General features: G+C 39.3%; 21 protein-coding genes. 7 read left to right on the top strand and 14 right to left on the bottom strand.

The annotated features are described in order from the left end of the window. Window positions 1-17: 17 nt before the first annotated feature. From ACFX4G_RS09585 to ACFX4G_RS09560, 6 genes are all read left to right on the top strand, one after another. Entirely contained in the window at window positions 18-839 is an 822-nt protein-coding gene (locus tag ACFX4G_RS09585) for a sensor histidine kinase (protein WP_074895082.1), read from the top strand. Then, entirely contained in the window at window positions 840-1,481 is a 642-nt protein-coding gene (locus ACFX4G_RS09580; protein ID WP_071272883.1) for a response regulator, read from the top strand. A 131-nt stretch (window positions 1,482-1,612) separates the two neighbouring features. Next, a complete protein-coding gene (locus ACFX4G_RS09575; protein WP_377574309.1) occupies window positions 1,613-2,995 on the top strand; it encodes a PepSY-associated TM helix domain-containing protein in 1,383 nt (460 codons plus the stop codon). Between the two features lie 29 nt (window positions 2,996-3,024). Next, window positions 3,025-3,486: a FixH family protein gene (locus tag ACFX4G_RS09570; RefSeq protein ID WP_377574306.1), complete on the top strand. Its 462-nt coding sequence runs from the start codon at window positions 3,025-3,027 to the stop codon at window positions 3,484-3,486. Window positions 3,487-3,626: 140 nt separating this feature from the next. After that, a complete protein-coding gene (locus ACFX4G_RS09565; protein WP_013057949.1) occupies window positions 3,627-4,049 on the top strand; it encodes a NucA/NucB deoxyribonuclease domain-containing protein in 423 nt (140 codons plus the stop codon). A gap of 149 nt (window positions 4,050-4,198) precedes the next feature. Continuing rightward, a complete protein-coding gene (locus tag ACFX4G_RS09560; protein WP_025751033.1) occupies window positions 4,199-4,543 on the top strand; it encodes a DUF1516 family protein in 345 nt (114 codons plus the stop codon). 40 nt (window positions 4,544-4,583) lie between these two features. Here the strand turns inward: ACFX4G_RS09560 and ACFX4G_RS09555 are convergent, their stop codons facing one another. The 3 genes from ACFX4G_RS09555 to ACFX4G_RS09545 all read right to left on the bottom strand — a co-directional run bounded on the left by ACFX4G_RS09555 (window position 4,584) and on the right by ACFX4G_RS09545 (window position 7,288). Next, window positions 4,584-5,177: a hypothetical protein gene (locus ACFX4G_RS09555; protein ID WP_377574303.1), complete on the bottom strand. Its 594-nt coding sequence runs from the start codon at window positions 5,175-5,177 to the stop codon at window positions 4,584-4,586. Between the two features lie 154 nt (window positions 5,178-5,331). Further along, the gene (locus tag ACFX4G_RS09550) at window positions 5,332-6,039 is read right to left on the bottom strand and encodes a TetR/AcrR family transcriptional regulator (protein WP_241771379.1); all 708 of its coding nucleotides are present in this window, start codon (window positions 6,037-6,039) and stop codon (window positions 5,332-5,334) included. Beyond that, entirely contained in the window at window positions 6,011-7,288 is a 1,278-nt protein-coding gene (locus ACFX4G_RS09545; RefSeq protein ID WP_097823067.1) for a glycosyltransferase, read from the bottom strand. The genes ACFX4G_RS09550 and ACFX4G_RS09545 overlap by 29 nt, the downstream gene beginning before the upstream one ends. Window positions 7,289-7,587: 299 nt before the next feature. Here ACFX4G_RS09545 and ACFX4G_RS09540 point away from each other — a divergent pair, with 299 nt between their 5' ends. After that, on the top strand, window positions 7,588-8,133 hold the full coding sequence (locus ACFX4G_RS09540; RefSeq protein WP_377574299.1) for a GNAT family N-acetyltransferase: 546 nt from the start codon (window positions 7,588-7,590) through the stop codon (window positions 8,131-8,133). A 148-nt stretch (window positions 8,134-8,281) separates the two neighbouring features. On the opposite strand, the gene ACFX4G_RS09535 is transcribed toward ACFX4G_RS09540, so the two are convergent. The 11 genes from ACFX4G_RS09535 to ACFX4G_RS09485 form a co-directional block, all read right to left on the bottom strand. After that, window positions 8,282-8,767 (bottom strand): hypothetical protein, encoded by a 486-nt coding sequence (locus tag ACFX4G_RS09535; protein WP_230183376.1) that lies wholly within the window; start codon window positions 8,765-8,767, stop codon window positions 8,282-8,284. Window positions 8,768-8,845: 78 nt separating this feature from the next. After that, window positions 8,846-9,514, bottom strand: coding sequence for a fructose-6-phosphate aldolase (fsa, locus tag ACFX4G_RS09530; protein WP_014459236.1), 669 nt, complete (start codon window positions 9,512-9,514; stop codon window positions 8,846-8,848). Between the two features lie 49 nt (window positions 9,515-9,563). Continuing rightward, on the bottom strand, window positions 9,564-10,457 hold the full coding sequence (gene gnd, locus ACFX4G_RS09525; RefSeq protein ID WP_377574295.1) for a phosphogluconate dehydrogenase (NAD(+)-dependent, decarboxylating): 894 nt from the start codon (window positions 10,455-10,457) through the stop codon (window positions 9,564-9,566). A 30-nt stretch (window positions 10,458-10,487) separates the two neighbouring features. After that, window positions 10,488-12,482, bottom strand: a complete 1,995-nt coding sequence (gene tkt, locus ACFX4G_RS09520; protein WP_377574292.1) for a transketolase — start codon at window positions 12,480-12,482, stop codon at window positions 10,488-10,490. A gap of 28 nt (window positions 12,483-12,510) precedes the next feature. Continuing rightward, window positions 12,511-14,013, bottom strand: a complete 1,503-nt coding sequence (zwf, locus tag ACFX4G_RS09515) for a glucose-6-phosphate dehydrogenase (protein ID WP_377574289.1) — start codon at window positions 14,011-14,013, stop codon at window positions 12,511-12,513. A gap of 441 nt (window positions 14,014-14,454) precedes the next feature. Continuing rightward, window positions 14,455-14,988: a hypothetical protein gene (locus ACFX4G_RS09510; RefSeq protein ID WP_377574286.1), complete on the bottom strand. Its 534-nt coding sequence runs from the start codon at window positions 14,986-14,988 to the stop codon at window positions 14,455-14,457. Window positions 14,989-15,073: 85 nt separating this feature from the next. Next, entirely contained in the window at window positions 15,074-15,928 is an 855-nt protein-coding gene (locus ACFX4G_RS09505; RefSeq protein ID WP_377574283.1) for a GAF domain-containing protein, read from the bottom strand. Window positions 15,929-16,260: 332 nt separating this feature from the next. Continuing rightward, complete coding sequence (locus tag ACFX4G_RS09500; RefSeq protein WP_377574280.1) at window positions 16,261-16,827, bottom strand: GNAT family N-acetyltransferase; 567 nt, start codon at window positions 16,825-16,827, stop codon at window positions 16,261-16,263. 232 nt (window positions 16,828-17,059) lie between these two features. After that, a complete protein-coding gene (locus tag ACFX4G_RS09495; RefSeq protein WP_144632640.1) occupies window positions 17,060-17,449 on the bottom strand; it encodes a VOC family protein in 390 nt (129 codons plus the stop codon). A gap of 261 nt (window positions 17,450-17,710) precedes the next feature. Continuing rightward, window positions 17,711-18,406, bottom strand: a complete 696-nt coding sequence (locus ACFX4G_RS09490; protein ID WP_097822808.1) for an ABC transporter ATP-binding protein — start codon at window positions 18,404-18,406, stop codon at window positions 17,711-17,713. Further along, on the bottom strand, window positions 18,406-19,491 hold the full coding sequence (locus ACFX4G_RS09485) for an FtsX-like permease family protein (protein WP_162214597.1): 1,086 nt from the start codon (window positions 19,489-19,491) through the stop codon (window positions 18,406-18,408). Before ACFX4G_RS09485 ends, ACFX4G_RS09490 begins: the two co-directional genes overlap by 1 nt. Window positions 19,492-19,511 lie beyond the last annotated feature (20 nt).

The raw sequence follows: 19,511 nt of genomic DNA, 5'->3' as shown, positions 1-19,511 counted from the left end.
ACGAAAGAAGGGATACCGTGAAATATAGACAAATTAAATGGCTGATTTTGCTTCTTCCAACTCTGACCATCGCGCTTTGGGAGTACGTTCGTCATGCCTTTTTGCTCCCTTACATCTCAATGGATATGGGAAATGTGCTTTCTCCGCTCCTTGTCTTTTTTGTAACGCTTGTATTTGTCCGCTATTTATTTTCTATTTTAGAAAAAATGCAAGAGGAACTAAGACAAGAAAAAGAAAAGAAAGCAGCACTTATTGAACGTGAAAAATTAGCTCGTGAACTGCATGACGGCATTGCACAGTCGCTGTTTCTCCTATCTGTTAAAATGAACAAGTTCGGAAGAAAAAATAAATTAGAACAGGATCCTGACTTTATCCGGATGAAACAAACTCTTCAGCATGTCCATGACGATACGCGTCAAGCGATTACGAATTTAAAGCACTCTCCGTCTGACTCTTCCGAAAGCTGGACTGAAAGCATTCATCAATACGTCGATGATTTAACACATACTCATTTACTAGATGTAAACCTAGATTGGAGACTGTCAGAAACAACGCTGTCGAGGAAAGAAAAAAACGAGCTGTTTGCTTGTGTAAAGGAAGCGGCTATGAATGTAATCAAACATGCAAAAACGAATAAAATCTGGATTACAGCCACTGAAACGGCCGGGGGATGGATTTGTGAAATTACAGATTTCGGTACAGGTTTTACGTCCGACTCTCTCAAGTCCGGTCTTGGTTTGCAAATTATGAAAGATCGTGCGAAGGACATGAACTGGGACTTTTCCATTGAGCGAAAACAGAACCAAACCATTGTTAGCATTAAAAAGGGGGTTATGTAAATGCAGCCGTTTCGTATTTTGATTGTAGATGATCATGCTCATGCGAGAGAAGGCATTCGCGATATTTTAGAAGAATATGAAGATTTTATTATTGTTGGCGAAGGAACCAACGGGCAAGAAGCCATTGAACTGACCGAAAAATTAATGCCTGATATCGTACTAATGGATATTGGAATGCCTGTTATGGACGGGTTAGAAGCAACTAAACAAATTAAGCTTCGGTTTCCATACGTTAAAATTGTGGTCATCACGGTTTCAGACGATATTACGGATTTATTTGATGCGCTGAAAAAAGGCGCACAGGGCTATTTGTTAAAAAACCTGCAGTCTGAAGTGTGGTACAACTATTTGCGTGCGTTCGCTTTAGATGAAGTTCCTATGTCAAAAGAAATTGCGTTTCAAATTTTAAAAGAGTTTCCGCAAGAAACATCGATAAAAAAAACCGACACTCCCCTTTCTGCACGAGAGCTTGAAGTACTTCAATTAGTGGCTAAAGGACTGTCGAACCGCGATATCTCTGCGCAGTTATTTATTTCTGAACACACGGTAAAAAGCCATTTGAAAAATATTTTAAGCAAGCTTCATTTAGAAAACCGCGTGCAGCTGACAAGCTATGCGTTTCAAAACGGCTTAATGAACTAACAGCTTTCACGAGCTGTTTTTTTATTAGCAGCTTCCTCTTATAAGTCCCAACAATCACTCTCAGGAGTGATGGCTAATTCTCCCTTTCCTTCTATAATGAAAGCACGTTCGTTAGTAAAAAGGAGGAAAAAATGATGCAGGAAAAGCGCGAAGAAACAACAAGTACAACTAAAAAAAGCACGGCGCGTTCTCAAGGCCTATACAAAGCCATATGGCGCTGGCACTTTTATGCGGGCTTAGTGTTTACTCCGTTTCTTCTTATATTAGCTGTTACTGGAGGCGTGTATTTGTTCAAGCCTCAAATTGAAGAAAGACTGTACCACGACTTGTATCATGTTCAAGCTCAATCACAGTCTACATCCCCTTCAGCACAAGTGCAGGCTGTAAAGGAAAAGTATCCAGGCGCTGACGTGTTGACGTATAAGCCCAGTGAGCGCTCCACTCGTTCTTCAGAAGTAGGAATCTCATTAAAAAACCATACATATACGATTTTTGTTAATCCTCACAATGGTCACATTGTAGGAAAACTGGATGATTCGAGTCGCTTAATGAATCAAATTGAAGAATTTCACGGAGAGCTAATGGCAGGAACAGCGGGTGATCGTATCGTAGAACTTGCGGCCTGCTGGGCGATTGTCTTAATTGTAACCGGTGCTTTTTTATGGTGGCCGCGCAAAAAAGACAAAATAAAAGGCGTGCTGATTCCTCGTTTTTCAAAAGGTAAAAACGTGCTTGCACGAGACCTTCATGCGGTACCGGCCTTTTGGATTTCAGCTGGTATGCTTTTTCTCGTACTAACGGGCCTTCCGTGGTCAGGACTGTGGGGCAATGCGTTTCAGCAAATCGCCACAAACGCAGGCGTTGGGTACCCTCCGTCTATTTGGGTAGGCAGTGCACCTACTTCAACCGTGCAAACAAAAGATGTAGCGGACGTGCCTTGGGGAGCTGAAACGTTAGAAGTTCCAAACTCCACAGCTTCGCAATATACAAAAGTATCGCTTGATGACATTGTAGATATTGCAAAAGAACAGCATATGCACGACGGCTATACCATTTCTATTCCGCAAGAACCTCAAGGCGTGTATACGCTCTCTGTTTTTTCACCAAGAGCTCAGGATGAAGCAACCATTCACCTTGATCAATACACCGGCGCTGTGTTAGCCGATTATCGGTACGACAACTATGGATTTATGGGAAAATTGATTGCACTTGGTATTACGCTTCATAAAGGTACACAGTTTGGGTTTATAAATCAGCTTATGGGCCTCATTGTTTGTATCGGAATTGCTGGTATTGCTATCAGCGGAGCCTTACTGTGGTGGAAACGAAAACCAGCTAAAAACATAGGCGCTCCTAAAGTTCCTGAAGGAAATGTAATGCGCATTGTGACGTGTATAATCGTGGTGTTTGGTCTCGTCTTTCCTTTAGTCGGACTGTCCTTAGTTATCGTGTGGCTTTTAGATTTCTTTGTCATCAAACGAATTCCAGCATTGAAGCGGTTTTTAAACGCATGATGCATGAAACGATGTGAGGTGCAGTAACAATGAACAAATGGAAAATACCCGGATTGGTCATACTTAGTACGATTTTACTTTCCGCGTGCTCTGTAAACAGTAACGCAGACAAGCTCTACAAGCAGCCAAAGCCTCTGTCTGCGCATGTGATGCTTCCTGAAACTATAAAACCACGGAGCACACAGGTACTAGAAGTGCACTTAAAGCAAGAAAATAAAACGGTGGATGATGCCAAAAGCGTTCAGTTTAAAGTGTGGAAAAAAGATGCTCCCGGTAAAGTTGAAATAGTAAAAGCGCATTATGACGGCAGTATGTATAAAGCCAAAGCAACCTTTAAGGAAGATGGTATTTACTATATTAAAACGGATATTAACGCGCGCGGTGAACACATCCTTCCTACTCAGCAAGTCGCAGTAGGCGAATTATCGAAAGAAGAATTACGTTCACTGCAGCCAGCTGAAAACGAAACGCATCATCACTCTCATCATTAGACATAAGCTCACGTTCAGCGACTGTACGTGAGCTTATATTTTTCTTATGAATTTTGACTAGTTCCATTATATGTTTTTACATTTTTTTCTTATTACTTTAAAATAAAAGTGATAAACGTTTTATAAAGGAGTTTTACAGATTGAAAAAAATTGTTTCTGGTATTTTAATTTTAGTATTAGCCGTTATTGTTATGATTGAAGGAAATCCGTTAGAGCAGAACTCTTCAACGAATACCTCCTACGATGAAGTAATTACCTTCCCTGCTGATCGTTACCCTGAAACTGCAGCGCACATTCAACATGCAATCGATAAAGGAAAATCGGCTGTTTGTACAATTGACCGAGACGGGGCTGAGGAAAACCGCCGTGAGTCTTTAAAAGGCATTCCGACTAAAAGCGGCTATGACCGAGATGAGTTTCCGATGGCCTTTTGTGAAGAAGGCGGAAGCGGTGCTGATATTGAATATGTAAAGCCTTCAGACAACCGAGGCGCCGGGTCTTGGATCTCCCATCAAGTAGACGAGTTTCCTGACGGTACGAAGGTTTTAATTGAAGTGAAGTAAAAAGAATGGTCGTGATGACCTTTCTTTTTTTATATTAAAAGTCTATAAAAAATGAAAAATTGCTCTTGCCTAAAGATACTCTTCACTTTTAAAATAAAAACGTGTGTGTTACATATATGCATCATCGTTTTATAGGAGGAATGAGTTTCTTGGACAATCTATGGCAGCAGCTACTCCCTGCCTCATGGCAATTAACTTTATTTATTTTCTTTTTTGTTTATATCTTGCGCTACAAACAAGAGAATAAATTTAGCATGCAGCTTCACTTACTGCTTAAGTTTCTTTATGCCGTTATTTTGATTTTAAATGCGGTGTTGTTTTTAGTGGAAAGTCAGCGCGATTTTCTTTTTTATGCAACGCTTTTCATGAGTATCCTGACAATTATTTTGATGGAGTTCACGCTTTCTGCAAAAAAACAGAACGAGCTTGATTTTATTTCAGCCGTTTCTTGCTGTGTTCTTCCGATTTTTATTTCTTTACTTGAACTTAGTTAATGAACCAAAGGCCTCTGATGATTCAGAGGCCTTTTTGATGTTATTGATCTTTGTTGTCACGATCCATCATATCTTTTGGATCTTCTACAATATCTTCTGGATCACGGTTGTTGTCTTTTTCATCATCTCGATACATCTTGTCATTTTTATCTACGCCAGGTACGTTATTGTTGTTGTTCATATTATCTAAGCCCGTGTTTACAAACGCCACGTATACTTTGTCGATTTTACTATCTGCTTCTCTTACGCGGTCTGCAATTTTTTGCTCAAAATCAGTTGAAACTTCATGATAAGTATCGCCGTTATACGTTACGGTGTTCACCTTGCCGTTATCATTGTTGTCCGCTGCGTCATTTCCAGCTAGGTCTACCGTTACATACGCGTTATTATTATCGCGAAGCACATATGCATCGTCAACTTCCTTCATATCTTCTACATTTTGTGCTGCTTCAACTGACTTTGTCGGCTGATCAGTGTTATCCATTGGGATATTGTTATTAACTCCATCGTTTGTAGAAGTGTTGCGTAAGTCATTTTGAGTATTGTCCATTGCGTTATTGTCTTTATTTCCTCCACATGCAGCTAAGCCGGAAAGAAAAAGAACTGAAGAAGCAATGATAAGCCCTTTTTTCATTTTTTCCATCTCCTTAAATATAGTTTGCAGTCGTATTATGCTTAATTTTTGCAAAACTATTCAAAGGAGACGGAGAAGTGAAAAAACCTTTTAAAAAAATATACTTAACGCTGCTAGCAATAGTATAAGATACATTTTAATATTACAGCTGTACTTATTCTCCTAATAGCTTTCGAACGGCTATTGAAAGCGTATTGACATGCCGTTCTACGTTTGCCGCCTCAGCAACTTGTTTCTTTTCATCGACGTTGTAAACCGGCGCTGGATTTTGTGTAATTCCGTTGATCGCTGTAGCCATAAAAGCTAGCAGATCATCTGTTGGTACAGCCGGAGAGAAATTCTTTACTTCTATTTGCTGCGTAATAAAGTCGTGAAGCTTTTTTTGAATATATTTAAGGTTAGAGACTTCAACTAGCTGATCTTCAATTTTCATAAAACGCTGAGGGTCTTTTGAATACAACGCTACTAGTTCAAAGTAAATTTCTCCTCCTGCTGTCATCGATTCTTGGATATGCTCTCCAATATACATAATAAAATCATGCAGCATTTCAAAGGAATCTTTTTTTGTCTGAAGTAGGGCTTCAATTTTATCTTTTACTTTATAGCTGACGCTTTCTTGATTAAGAAGTCCAACAAATACTTCATCAAGGTTTGAAAAATATTTGTACACGCCTCCCTGACTCATTCCAGCTTCCAAAACGATATCTCGCATGGCTACATCATGCACCGGTTTGCTCTTGCATACTCTTTTGGCTGCTTCTAAAATCTCTTGCTTCTTTTTTTCAGCGTATCCTTCCCTTACTTTTGGCATTTTTTCACGCTCGCTTACTTTTTTATTTATTTTCGAATGTCTCGAGTGCATCAATAATCACCTGAGCTGCTTTTTCAGCTCCTTTTTCAGCTCGGATTTGTTTTCCGATTTCTTGTGCTCTGGATCGAATTTCATTAACTTGCGTACAGGAAATGGCTGCGGATAATTTTTCAGCCGTCAATTCTTTTCTCGGAATGGCTTTTGCTCCAGCTCCTAGCTCGTGAATTTTTCTTCCCCAAGCGAATTGGTCATTTCCATAAGGAACAATAATACTTGGAACACCAGCTCGGAGGCCTTCGGCTGTTGTTCCTGCTCCTCCATGATGAACAACGGCAGACATTTTAGGAAACAGCCACTCATGAGGAATATCTTTTACAAATAAAATGTCTTCTGCTATCTCTTCCGTGTGATTCATTCCGCTTCCTCCTGTATTGATGATACCTCGTTTCCCGGCAAGTTTTAAGGCTTTAATCACTAAAGCAGTCGTTTCGCCTGCATTTTTTTTATCACCAACACTTCCAAATCCAATATAAACTGGCGGTTCTCCAGCCTTTAAAAACCTTTCCAGCTTCTCTTCCGGCTGATAGCTATGGTCACTGTCCATAAACCAATTTCCGTAGGAATGAACGTGTTCAGGCCAATCTTTAGATACGGAAAATACAGTGGGACTTGACGAAATAATGGTTGGGTTAGCTGCTGTACGCTGCTTTGGATATGGACATGAAAAATCGTTAGGTCCTGTTCCATGCTGCTGAACCCAATATTTTTTTAAAGGACCATTTACTACTTTCCAAAATCCCCATTCAAAAATACGATGCGTCAGCTTATTATATATTTTTCCAAATCGTGGTCGATCATAAAAAATTAAAGCTGGATAGTCTTTTGTTGGTGTCATTGGAAAAGGGCTGGCTAGAATGCTTGGTATATTCATCTCTTTAGCAGCAAAGTAACCAATTGCCGCACCTGGATGATATACAATTGCATCGGCTCCTTTGCATGCTTTGTGCAAATCTTCTTGTATATTCATCATCATACCCATCATCTTTTCATTTTTTAAGCTTGAAAAAAATTTGAGAGGATTGTCTGCATTAATCGCGTCGTCTGCTGCTCCGCTCTCTATAATTTTAGAAACATCTCCTCGAAGCATGGCATATTCGAATCCATACGATTTTATGAAGTTTTGATAAGCTTCTGAAGCCGCAATTCGTACACGGTATCCTTTCTTTTTTAGCTCTAATCCTAAAGCCATAAAAGGCTGGGTGTCTCCCCGCGTTCCTGTTGTTAACATCGTAATAAGCATCATTTCAGCCTCCTTATATTAAAACGACAATGTTGTCGTTTTAATATAATGTAACCTCCTGGAATTGATTCGTCAATGTAAAAACGACAATTATGTCGTTTTTATTACTATCCTTTATTTTCCTAAGGTGCTTTTTGTAAGGATTGCTGCTTTTAATTATAGCAAGGGAAAATTTCCTTTTTATAGTATTGTATAAAGAAAGGCCTATTCAGCTAACGGGCAGTCATATTGAATAAGATAGGGTTTACTTATCCTTAAATAAAATATTTTCAAAACATCATAAAAGGAAGTGTGTACTATTGGGCAGTGAAAGTAAACTCATTATTTCTCCATTAAATAATGACTTAATAGAGGATATCAATATGACAAATGATTATTTTAAGCTATATGGCAGAGTTGTCCCCAGTTTACAATCAGGAAGGTGGTCTTATAAAGAAGTTCTTTTTGATGAAGCTAGAGAAACACGTTTTCCAGATGACAAACTTGATTGGAGCCAATATATAAACCGAGAGGATAAAGCTTTGTTTTTAGCTTATATGAATAATACTTGCATAGGACAGATTAGAATCATTAAGGATTGGAATCGCTTCTGTTATATTGAAAACATTGCTACTAAAAAAGACTATAGAGGCAGGGGATTTGGAAAGTTTCTCTTAAATAAAGCAGAAGAGTGGGCAAAACAAAGAAAACTTATAGGAATGTCCTTGGAAGCACAAGATGATAATCTTGGCGCATGCAGATTTTATGTAAAACAAGGATTCATACTAGGTGGAGTTGACACACTAAAGCAGTCATATAACCCTACTATTGGAACCACTTTATACTGGTATAAGTTATTCAAGTAACGCGGGCTTTAGCGAAATAAGTAATAGAGTCGTTTTAACAGAGGAATTTTAAAGAGTTAAATAGTTGAAACTGAAAAAAAGATGCTTCGCGTTTTAAACGAAGCATCTTTTTCAAGTACAGCTATGAATGCCTACCTACTTTTTTAAGTTAAACTGATCGTGAGGCAGCTAATTTCTCAATCGGGGCTTGTTCAATGTCTGCTGCTGAAATATTCAGCAGCTTTTCTAAAACAACCGTTATGCTCTCATTTGTCTTATTACTTTTCTTGCAGTCATTAATATGCTGATTTAATTGCTTTTTATAAGCCTCTGTATGAATGAGCCACTGACTTAAAAGCTCTTTTGTCGCCTTTCTTTCTTCTTCGCTTTTAGCTCCAAATAAGCTTTCCATATCAGGTTCTTGAATAATTAGCTTACTAAAATCTTCGCTTACTGCAAGCCAAAAATAGTTTTTTTCGTACTCGTAATATCTGTGTTCTTTTAATAAAAAGTAGCCAATTTCAAATTCAATGCGATAGAGCGGCTGGTTAACTTTCGGCGCATGAAGGCTTTTAAAGTTAATATGTTCTACATCATCTACATAAACCTCTGAACCGTATTGGGTTTTAATCATCTTAGCATCTACTGTATTCATGGTGTTTACCTCTTTAAGGATATTATGAGAGAACGGGTGCATTCTTTTTCTAGAATGCGCACGTTCTTTATCTTTTACTTAATTTTGAACAGCATTTTTCCAATCAGCCGCAAATTTTTCGATTCCTTGTTCGGTTAAAGGATGTTTAACAAGCTGCTCGATTACTGAATATGGAATCGTTGCAATATGAGCTCCGGCAAGGGCTACGCGTGTAACGTGATCCGGATGTCTTACAGAAGCCGCAATGATTTGAGAGTCAATATTTTGAATGCGGAACAACTCGGCAATTTTAGCCACAAGCTGTACGCCGTCTTCTGAAATATCATCAAGGCGACCAAGGAATGGAGATACATATGTTGCACCTGCACGAGCTGCTAAAAGCGCTTGGTTCACAGTGAAAATAAGCGTTACGTTTGTTTTTACACCTTTTTTAGCAAGGTAGCGAGTCGCTTCTAATCCAGCGATTGTCATTGGAAGCTTAATCGTAATATTTTGATCCCCGCCATTAATTTTAATTAGTTCTTCTGCTTGCGCAATCATGTCTTCTGCTGTTTCGGCATCCGGCGTCACTTCTGCTGAAACGGATTCTACTTCTGGAACAGTTTTTAAAATTTCTTCAATACGATCTTCAAACTTTACGCCTTCTTTTGCAACAAGAGAAGGGTTTGTTGTGACGCCAGATAAAACGCCCACTTTGTATGCTTTTTTAATATCGTCAAGGTTTGCAGTATCAATAAAAAATTTCATTTTTTCATTCCTCCATTAGTTTTTTTTACTATACCCACTATTTCACTTGTTATTTCTTTTCCACAGCATGACCGCCAAACTCATTTCGAAGTGCGGAAACTACCTTTCCTGTAAAGGTATCATCTTCAAGCGAGCGATAGCGCATCAGTAAAGACATTGCAATAACCGGCGTAGCTGTTTGAAGGTCTAGAGCGGTTTCTACCGTCCATTTCCCTTCACCAGAAGAGTTCATAACTCCTTTGATGTCATCTAGCTTAGCATCTTTAGAGAATGCATTTTCTGTTAATTCCATTAGCCATGAACGAATAACAGATCCATTGTTCCATACTCTCGCTACTTTTTCGTAATCATAGTTAAATTGGCTTTTTTCAAGAACTTCAAATCCTTCTCCGATTGCAGCCATCATGCCGTATTCAATGCCGTTATGAACCATTTTTAAAAAGTGGCCACTGCCTGCTTCACCAGCGTATAGATATCCGTTTTCTACTGCTGTATCGCGGAAGATAGGTTCAACAATTTCCCACGCTTCACGATCTCCGCCAATCATATAACAAGCTCCGTTACGAGCGCCTTCCATTCCGCCAGATGTTCCAACGTCCATAAAGCGGATTTTGTTTTCTTTTAACTCGTTATAGCGTCGAATAGACTCTTTGTAATGAGAGTTTCCGGCTTCAATTACGATATCTCCTTCAGCTAAAAGAGGCTTCACTTCACCAATAACAGAATCAACAACCGTATGAGGAACCATCAGCCATAGAACTCTTGGTGTTTCTAGTGACTGAACAAGCTCCTGCAAGCTTGATACTCCTGAAGCACCGTACTCTTTCATTTGTTCCACTGCGTTTGAATTTACGTCAAATGCTACAACGTCATGACGTTGATCCAATAAGTTTTGTCCTAAGTTAATCCCCATTTTCCCTAAACCAACTAATCCTACTTTCATGTGAACAGCTCCTTCTATTTATCTTCTTATTTAAGCCTTTAGCAATTCTTTTGCTTGTGCCACTACGTTTTCTTCTGTAAATCCAAACAGCTTCATCACATCAGCTCCGGTTCCTGAAGCACCGAATGTGTCAATAGCTAACACTTTTCCTTTTGGTCCTACAAAGCGTTCCCAACCAAGTGAAATTCCCATTTCTAGAGAGATTCGTTTTGAAACAGATTCAGGCAAGATGCGCTCTTGATACTCTTTTGACTGCTTGTTAAACAGCTCCCAGCTAGGCATTGCTACAACACGTACAGATATACCTTCACGCTCTAGCTGAGTTTTAGCACTGACCGCTAGTGCTACTTCAGAACCTGTAGCGATAAAAATCAGCTCCGGCTTATCGTTTGTTTCGGTTAATACGTAAGCTCCTTTAGCTAGGTCGTTGATATTTTGTTTTGTTTCTTCAAACACAGGCAAGTTTTGACGGCTAAGCACTAAGGCTACAGGACCTTCCGCTTGCTGAAGCGCATAAGCCCAAGCGCTAGCTGTTTCGTTTGCATCAGACGGACGGATTACGGTAAGCCCTGGAATTGCACGAAGAGAAGCTAAATGTTCAACGGGCTCATGAGTCGGTCCATCTTCTCCTACTGCTATGGAATCATGAGTAAACACATACGTGACCGGCAGCTTTTGCAGTGCAGCCAAACGAATCGCTGGACGCAAGTAATCATTAAAAACAAAGAATGTGCTGACAAACGGCTTCACACCGCCGTGAAGGGCCATTCCATTTCCGGCCGCTCCCATTGCATGTTCACGTACGCCGAAATAAATATTTCGATTTCCGAAATATCCTGGTGCGTAAGGGCCTTCTTCTTTAATGTCCGTCATCGTGGAATGCGATAAATCAGCGCTGCCTCCAAAAATAGATGGCAAAGATTTAGTGAAATAATTAATAGCTTCTCCGCTTGCAACACGAGTCGAAATCGCTTTTTCTGATGAGAATGTTAAAATATCATTCACTTCAATTAACGCTTCGCCTGTGATAGCACGCTCTAATTCATCAGCGAGCATAGGGTATTCTTTTTGGTAAGAAGCAAACAGCTCGTTCCACTCTGCTTCTGCTTTCATCCCTTTTTCTTCTAGCTTTTCAAAATGGGCTTTTACTTCTTCTGGAACATAGAAGTTTTCTTCAGCTTTCCAGCCGTAGGCTTGTTTTGTTGCTTTTGCTTCTTCTTCTCCAAGCGGATTACCGTGTGCTTTATTTGTTCCCGCTACTTTTGGACTTCCGTAGCCAATAATTGTTCTCACTTCAATAAGCGTTGGCTGCTCGGTGTTCTGCTTCGCTTTTTCGATGGCTTTTGTGACTTCATCTACGTTATTTCCATCTTCTACACGCAAATACTGCCAGTTTGCAGATTCCGCTCTTTTTTGGATATTTTCACTAAACGAAAGATTTAATTCCCCGTCTAACGAAATATCGTTGGAGTCATATAAAGCGATAAGTTTGCCAAGCTTCATATGGCCAGCCATGGACATCGCTTCATAAGAAATGCCTTCCATCAAGTCACCATCGCCTACTAACGTATACGTATAGTGATCAATGACTGGGAATTTTGACTGGTTAAATTTTGCCGCTAAATGAGCTTCTGCCATTGCCATTCCGACTGCATTTGCAATTCCTTGACCTAAAGGACCTGTTGTGGCTTCCACGCCGTCCGTATGGCCAAATTCAGGATGTCCCGGTGTTTTACTGTTTAGCTTGCGAAAGCTTTTTAAATCTTCTATTGATACATTGTATCCGCTTAGATGAAGCATGCTATACAGCAAGCTTGAGCCATGACCGGCTGATAAGATAAAACGATCTCGGTTAAACCAGCTTGAATTTGCCGGATTATGCTGTAAGTGATTCGCCCATAGCGCATAGGTCATCGGAGCCGCTCCCATTGGAAGCCCGGGGTGGCCTGAATTGGCTGCGTTCACCGCATCGATTGACAGGGTGCGAATCGTATTAACTGCAAGTGTGTCTATGTTGGTACTCATGTGTCATCCTTCTTTCGCTTTGTTTGTATTAAACTGGCTGTACTTCGCGTGATCGGCGCGCTGTTTCTTCATCCAGCCACCATTTAAAACCGTCTTTTTCTAAAAGTGCATGTGATGCATCAGGGCCGTGTGAACCAGCTGCATATTTATAAAGCGGCACTGTATTTTCCTCAAACGCTTCAAGAAGCGGCTGAACCCATTCCCAAGCTAGCTCTACTTCTTTCCAATGAGCAAAAAATGTAGAATCTCCGGCGCATGCATCTGCAATAAGGCGTTCATATGCTTCAGGTGCTCCTTCTTGCTGGCCTGAAAAATTAATTTGTACAGGCTCAATATGACCATGATTAAATGGGTTTTTACTGTTCAACTGCAGCGTAATATTTTCATGCGGGTTAATTTCAATGATCAACAGGTTTGGAGATGTTGTTTCTCCTTTGTCTAAGTACAACTCTTTTAACGAGTCTTTGAATTCAATAACAATTCGCGTCGCTTTTTCCGCCATTCTTTTCCCTGTACGAATGTAGAAAGGAACGCCTTTCCAAAGCGAATTATCGATATATAGTCTGGCTGCTAAAAACGTGTCCGTCTGAGAAGATGGTGATACGCCCGGCTCATTTACGTAGCTCTCCACTGAAGACCCGTTTATTTTTCCGGCCTCATATTGACCGCGAACAACGTCTAGATCCATATCTTCTTTTACAAGCGGACGAAGCGCTTTTAACACATTTATTTTTTCGTTTCGAATATCATCAGCGCTAATGCGAGCAGGTAAGTGCATAGCCGTCATCATCAGCATTTGCAGCATGTGATTTTGAACCATATCTCGAATGGCTCCTGAATGGTCATAATAGCTTGCTCTTTCCTCTACACCGACCGTTTCACTTGCTGTAATTTGTATATTCGCAATATGTTCGTTATTCCATAATGATTGAAGAATAGGATTAGCGAATTCCAGCGCTTCTAAATTTTGCACCATCGACTTGCCAAGATAGTGGTCAATGCGGTAAATCTCTTCTTCTTTAAACGCTTTGCTTAAGTTTTCGTTTAATTGACGAGCTGACTGTAGATCATGACCAAATGGTTTTTCAATAATTAACCGTTTCCAACTTTTTGTAGCATCTAAGCCACTGTTTTTAATATGCTCGGCGATCGTACCGAAAAATTCTGGTGCAACGGAGAGATAAAACATTCGGTTGCTTGGAATATTTAGTTCTGCTTCTCGTGCTTCTACTAGATTTAACACACTTTTATAGTCTTCAGCATTCGTTGCATCCAATTGGCTGTAGCGAAAAGCTGAAAGAAAATGCTCCATAAGAGATGAATCTTTTTCGATGCGACGTGAAAAAGTATGAATAGATTCTTTTACTTTTTTCTGAAAATCAGCATCGGACATCTCCCTTCTGCCTAGTCCCACAACAGAAATTGATTTAGGGATTTTCCCGTCTACAAATAAATTATAGAGTGCAGGATAAATTTTGCGTTTCGCTAAATCACCTGTTGAACCGAATAAAACAAAAGTCATCGCTTCCATATCTCTTCCTCCTGTTAGGAAAAATATAATCTTTTAAAAGTAACTTTTCTTTCACTCGTTACTTTATGTAACCTATCTTATTCCTGAAATATTTTTTCGTCAAGATATTAAACTCGTAAAAAATCATTTCAATTTTCTTTTTTGGTTTAAACCTTATAGCAGCTTATCTCGTTTAGTTTATGGAAAAATAATGAAAATACTTTTCGGTTGAATTTAAAAAATAAAACTGTTTTAATGGATTTCATAGAGTTGTATGAAAGTAAAAACATACATACTATTTACATGTGTGTCAGGTGAAAAATATCAAAAGGTGGAAGTGCTATGAAAGCTCAACTAATGAAGATGTTTGAAGTTCTATCTGTTTTTCGTATAAAAAAATCGCAAAGCACTTTAAAAGAGAAAGGAAGTTTGACCTCTTTCTTTTAAGCTGCACGCACGCCTTTAATGCGTAGCTACAGCAAGAAGTGCAAGCATCATATAGAGGTTAAAAACAGCCAGTAAAACAAGAACGGTATAGACTAGTTTTTTACCTGTTTTTCCTAAAAAGTAGACGTTTACTAAACTAAAATACACGCTTGCTGCGCATAAAACGAACGCAAGAAACTCTTTACACTCATTCAATGTCATTTGAAAATCTTGATTATAGTAAATTCGGAGATCCTTACTAACGGCAAACGGCACGGTCCACCACCTGATCAAAATTCCAATAAACATAAGTATCCCTATTGTGTTTAACGTGGAGTGAAGTGTTCTCGGCTGTTTCTTTTTCATATTCACACCCGCTTGTGCGGACCTTTTGAAGTTTACTCGCATGTATTTCCCCCCATGATGTTTTTGCATACCACAAAAAAGATCATCAGCCATACGCAGGCCTCTCCCGCGGCTATTTCTTACACCGTCAAAAGATGCGTAATGATCATCACGCAAGGCTTCAATAAAGTTATATTCTTTATCTATATTCACTTTATGCTGCATTTGATGCTTTCACAGCTTCTGATCATACCAGCTTGTTATATACATACACAAAAATAAGCCTTGGCTCATAGAGCTAAGGCTTGCTTCATGTTTTGATTAAGTTATACCCCACACATTGAAGAGCTTGTTGAATATTTTTCACGACTTTTAACTGTAAGTTTTTCAAATCATGATTTTTAATTTGCTCTTTCGCAAATGTCGGCGTTACACCTGTTATAACTGCTTGAGCACCCATGAGCTGAAGTGCTGTAATCATTTTTAAGAAGAAATTCGGAAACTCTTTTTCTCTCAGAAGCAGCTTCGATAAATCAATGATAAAGTAATCTATTTCATTATGAGCTGCATCGTGAAGCACATCTGTCATAATCTGATCCGCACGCTCTTTATCAATAATACCTTGAAGAGAAAGAATCGAAACACCTTCTGTAATCGGAATGATTGGGACACTTAAAAACCCCATCTGATATCGTGTTTCATCCAGATCTATCATATGAGATAAGACACCTGCCATTGATTGTAAAAAAGCAATATCTTCTCCTGAAAATTCTTTTTCTTCCTTGTCCATTACACAGAGTGTTCCAAATACATTTCCTTTTAAATCTTTTAATGTAACACCTAAAAAACCTTTTACCTGCAATTGATCCGTTACTTCTAGCTGTCTGGTAACGGCATCCTTCATCAGATTTGCCGTATGCATAACGTCTCCGTCATTCATAATGATTAAGCGGCAGTATGTACCTCCGTATTCAACGCTGTATCCTTCAGGAATAATTTCTTCCTTCTCGTTATATGAGCTGAGGACCGTCATCGCTGTTTCTCCTTTTCTAGTTACGTACGTTGTGCGGACATTCAGCTGTTTGGTAATAACCTCAAATAATTTTTGCGAAACAGACCGCAGTGAATAAAAATGAGGAACTTTATTTTCTCCATCAACGTTCATCTAGTTACCTCCATCGCAACCATCATTCTCTCTGCCATAAGTGCATTCTTTCATAAAGATACACACAGTTTGTTTCTAACTTTTTTGTAGTAGGAGAGAGTACGGCTATATTGCCTCTTTTCTATCTTATACATGCTAGATTTGACATATGACATGATTTCACATAAGAAAAACTTCTTCCGTTCATGAAAGAAGAAGTTTTAAATTATATAAAAATCTTACACGTCCCCATCTCCCCTCTATTCCCCGTATTAGGATATATCAAACTAAACTGCTTAGTTCAATTATGGATAAAAAACAAACGTTTACAGAAAAACATAGTACACAGGGTATTAGAGCTCCTGCTGCACCTTTTTGTTCCATTCCCTTCGCAGCACTCCCATTTTGATGCTATCAACATATTCACCGTTTACGATACGTGCTTCTCTGACTCTTGCTTCTTCTTTCATACCTATTTTTGCCGCTGTTTTGATCATTCTGATATTGCCTGACCATGTGGACATACCGAGTCTATGTAAATGTGTAGATTCAAATAAAAAATCAATCCACATGCGGTAAGCTTCCGTTCCGTATCCTCCGCTCCAATAGTCTGGGTCGTAAATGACAATTCCGGTTTCCAGCCAGTTTGTATGCTTGTCCACCCAATAGCAGCTCACTGTTCCCGCAGCTTTTTCATCAATGATGACCGCAAGCATTCGGGGAACTGATGGATAAATCTCATACGCTTCTTCCCATGAATTCATATACTTTTCTTTCGTAAGCTTTCGGTCTGGTATGTACGGAGCATTCCATTTTTTCGCTTCTTGTTTTTTCTCTTCATATTTCCAGTAATAGAGCGTATTAGCATCTTCTTGCGTCGCTTCTCTTAGCAACACTTTTTTTCCTATTAGTTTTATCATGAGAGGCAATACTCCTTGATTTATGAAATGGCTTATTAAATTCTAGAAACTTAAAGTGAATTTTAATACACATTTGTACAATCATAGCGTTGAATAATGAAGAAAAGGAGTAAATTTATAAAGAATATTATTGCTACTGCCAATCAGCAGATGAAAATGAAAAGTAACTTATCCTGCTTTGCCCGTAAAACACCGAGACAATATTATGCTCCCGGTGTTTTTTATTTTTGCTCTATTTATTATTCCCGTTTTCCATAACTGCAAAATAATTATCTTCACTGTCTGAAAAGTTAAAGACTTTTCCTGAAGGCATAGATACGATTTCTCCCACCGTTACGCCTTTAGCTGTTAAGTCTCTGTATAATTCATCCACATTCTCTGTAAAAAACAGCAGCGAAGGAGTCCCGACATTTAACTCTGGCTGCATTTTTGCTATTAGCTGTTTGTTATGAAGGATAATAGTTGTTTCAGCACCCGCTACCGGCGCTAGCTCAATCCACTTCATGCCTTGTTCATTATTTTGTTCAGACATAACTTGAAATCCCATTTTTTCTGTCCAAAACTTTACCGCTTGATCTTGATCGTTTACATACACCATAATTTGACCGACTTTTTTAATCATTGCTTTCACTCCTTTTTCTCATCGTTTCATCACCTTTTTACTATTTCTTCATTGCCTTTTCATTTCCTGTTTCTTATTTTTTTCCTTCCTAAATAGCGTTGTTTTATTTTGGCTACACGCTTTTTAAAGAAGTGGAATATAAATAACTAACCCATCTACTAATAAAGAAGCAAACGTATGGATGCTCCAAATCGAGACGACAAATATATGCACAATGAAGAACGCAAAAAAAGTGCTGCTCCTGTCAAGAGCAGCACTTTTTTAAACTTGCACGCTGTTTGATTCTACTAATTTTCCATCTTCCATCCACACAACGCGGTCACATAAATCCAGCATTCTTTGGTCATGCGTAACCATTACAGCTGATTTGCCCCTTAGCTTTACTTCATCTGCGAGCATTTGCACGACTGCTCTTCCTCGCTCTGAATCCAAGCTTGCCGTCGGTTCATCTGCAAAGATAATTTCAGGATTATTCATCCACGCTCTTGCAATCGCTGCCCGCTGGCGTTCTCCGCCCGATAGACTTTCAGGATAGTGATGCTTGCGATGAGCAAGCCCTAGCTTTTCAAGCAAATCATCCGCTCTGTTTTTGGCGTCTTTGTCTCGATTTCCTTCTAGTTCCGTTACAAGCAGCAGCTGATCGCGAACCGTTAAATACGGAATTAAATTAGCTGCTTGAAAGATAAAGCCAATTTTCTTCAGGCGAATGCTGTTCATTTGTGATGGAGACATTTTATTAATCTCGTCTCCGTCAATAATCACACGTCCGCTAGACGGCGAAAGCAGCGCGCCTGCAATGGATAAAAAGGTACTTTTCCCGGAACCAGAAGGACCGACAATCGCCACAAGCTCTCCTGCTTTTACACGCAGCGATAGGTCATTTAACACGACTACAGCGTTTTCTCCGTCTCCAAATGACTTGCTAACACTCTCTAAAACTAATTTTTCTTCACTCATTAAACAGCCCTCCCAATCGCTTCAACCGCATCTACTTTTGCTACGCGATACAGCGACAATAATGAACTCAGTACAGAAACAGCTACAAACAGCGCCGAACAGCCGGCGATTAGCGATAAATCCAAGTAAAATGGCATCGAATCAGGCAAAATGGCAGCTACTCCGTACGTCAGTCCAATACTAATAGCGAGACTGCATAAAGTTAACACAACCACTTGAGATAAAATCGTTCGCGCTAAATAACTTGTTTTTGCTCCTATCGCTTTTAACACCCCAAACTGATTCATTTTTTGAAGCGTCATCACGTAGAAAAAAACGGCTAATACAAAAGCGCCAATGATAAACAGAAACGCGACCATCATTAAAAGCGAGCCTTGTTCTTCTTGATAGCCAGGAATTCCTTTTAACGCTTCATCTTTACTAATCACATCAATGTCCGACTTCTTTTTTTGAAGAGCATGTGCTTTTTTATCGTTCATGTTTAACACCACTGCATTAAAGGCACCTGTGCTTTCAATTGTCTTCCACTCTGTAAAATTAATATGAATAACAGGCGCGTGACTAAACGACTGATTTTTTGTAAAACCAACAATTCTAAAGCTTTTTCCTGAAGCCGTATCTTTTATCATATCACCTAGCTTTACTCCTTCTTCTTTAAGCGAAGAGTCCGCCACGGCTTCATGTTTCGCATCGTCCGTAATCATCTTCCCTTCTGTTACGTTCGGAGCTAAAAAGCCGCTTGTGCTTATGGCAAAAAACGAGGCGTCTATTTTTTTGGCTTTTCCTTCATTTATAATTGCTGTCATCATCACACCAAGCGGCTCAGCATTTTTCTTGCCGCTTAGCTGTTGAATATCTTCTGTTTTGTTTATGGATAAAACAGAGCGCGTCAGGCGTTGATCCGCTTCTTTTTGAAGCACAACGTAATTTCCTTTCATTTCTTGAACAGCTGAAGCATTGTCAGAGGAAAGCCCCTTTGCTAAGCCTGATACAAAAAGCACAAGCCATACAATTAACACCATAATCACGCCAATGAGTAAGTAGCGCAGCTTCGCATGTTTCAATTCACGTAAAGCCAAAAACATGTTTCTTTCATCTCCTTTTT

This window comes from Priestia sp. YIM B13486 (assembly GCF_042787865.1).
GTDB classification, from domain to species: Bacteria; Bacillota; Bacilli; order Bacillales; family Bacillaceae_H; genus Priestia; species Priestia megaterium.
Note: the sequence above shows the minus strand (reverse complement) of the source record. Positions and strands in the feature narration are given on the sequence as shown.

What these genes read in the sequence shown, in the direction of transcription:
- ACFX4G_RS09580 (WP_071272883.1), top strand. Translation starts at nt 840, where the DNA reads ATGCAGCCGTTTCGTATTTTGATTGTAGATGATCATGCTCATGCGAGA.
- ACFX4G_RS09545 (WP_097823067.1), bottom strand. Translation starts at nt 7,288, where the DNA reads ATGCTTATTACGATGTTAACAACAGGAACGCGGGGAGACACCCAGCCT.
- ACFX4G_RS09570 (WP_377574306.1), top strand. Translation starts at nt 3,025, where the DNA reads ATGAACAAATGGAAAATACCCGGATTGGTCATACTTAGTACGATTTTA.
- gnd (WP_377574295.1), bottom strand. Translation starts at nt 10,457, where the DNA reads ATGAAAGTAGGATTAGTTGGTTTAGGGAAAATGGGGATTAACTTAGGA.
- ACFX4G_RS09505 (WP_377574283.1), bottom strand. Translation starts at nt 15,928, where the DNA reads ATGAACGTTGATGGAGAAAATAAAGTTCCTCATTTTTATTCACTGCGG.
- ACFX4G_RS09500 (WP_377574280.1), bottom strand. Translation starts at nt 16,827, where the DNA reads ATGATAAAACTAATAGGAAAAAAAGTGTTGCTAAGAGAAGCGACGCAA.
- ACFX4G_RS09485 (WP_162214597.1), bottom strand. Translation starts at nt 19,491, where the DNA reads ATGTTTTTGGCTTTACGTGAATTGAAACATGCGAAGCTGCGCTACTTA.
- tkt (WP_377574292.1), bottom strand. Translation starts at nt 12,482, where the DNA reads ATGAGTACCAACATAGACACACTTGCAGTTAATACGATTCGCACCCTG.
- ACFX4G_RS09555 (WP_377574303.1), bottom strand. Translation starts at nt 5,177, where the DNA reads ATGAAAAAAGGGCTTATCATTGCTTCTTCAGTTCTTTTTCTTTCCGGC.
- ACFX4G_RS09495 (WP_144632640.1), bottom strand. Translation starts at nt 17,449, where the DNA reads ATGATTAAAAAAGTCGGTCAAATTATGGTGTATGTAAACGATCAAGAT.
- ACFX4G_RS09510 (WP_377574286.1), bottom strand. Translation starts at nt 14,988, where the DNA reads ATGCAGCATAAAGTGAATATAGATAAAGAATATAACTTTATTGAAGCC.
- zwf (WP_377574289.1), bottom strand. Translation starts at nt 14,013, where the DNA reads ATGGAAGCGATGACTTTTGTTTTATTCGGTTCAACAGGTGATTTAGCG.
- ACFX4G_RS09535 (WP_230183376.1), bottom strand. Translation starts at nt 8,767, where the DNA reads ATGAATACAGTAGATGCTAAGATGATTAAAACCCAATACGGTTCAGAG.
- ACFX4G_RS09575 (WP_377574309.1), top strand. Translation starts at nt 1,613, where the DNA reads ATGATGCAGGAAAAGCGCGAAGAAACAACAAGTACAACTAAAAAAAGC.
- ACFX4G_RS09550 (WP_241771379.1), bottom strand. Translation starts at nt 6,039, where the DNA reads ATGCACTCGAGACATTCGAAAATAAATAAAAAAGTAAGCGAGCGTGAA.
- ACFX4G_RS09490 (WP_097822808.1), bottom strand. Translation starts at nt 18,406, where the DNA reads ATGAGTGAAGAAAAATTAGTTTTAGAGAGTGTTAGCAAGTCATTTGGA.
- fsa (WP_014459236.1), bottom strand. Translation starts at nt 9,514, where the DNA reads ATGAAATTTTTTATTGATACTGCAAACCTTGACGATATTAAAAAAGCA.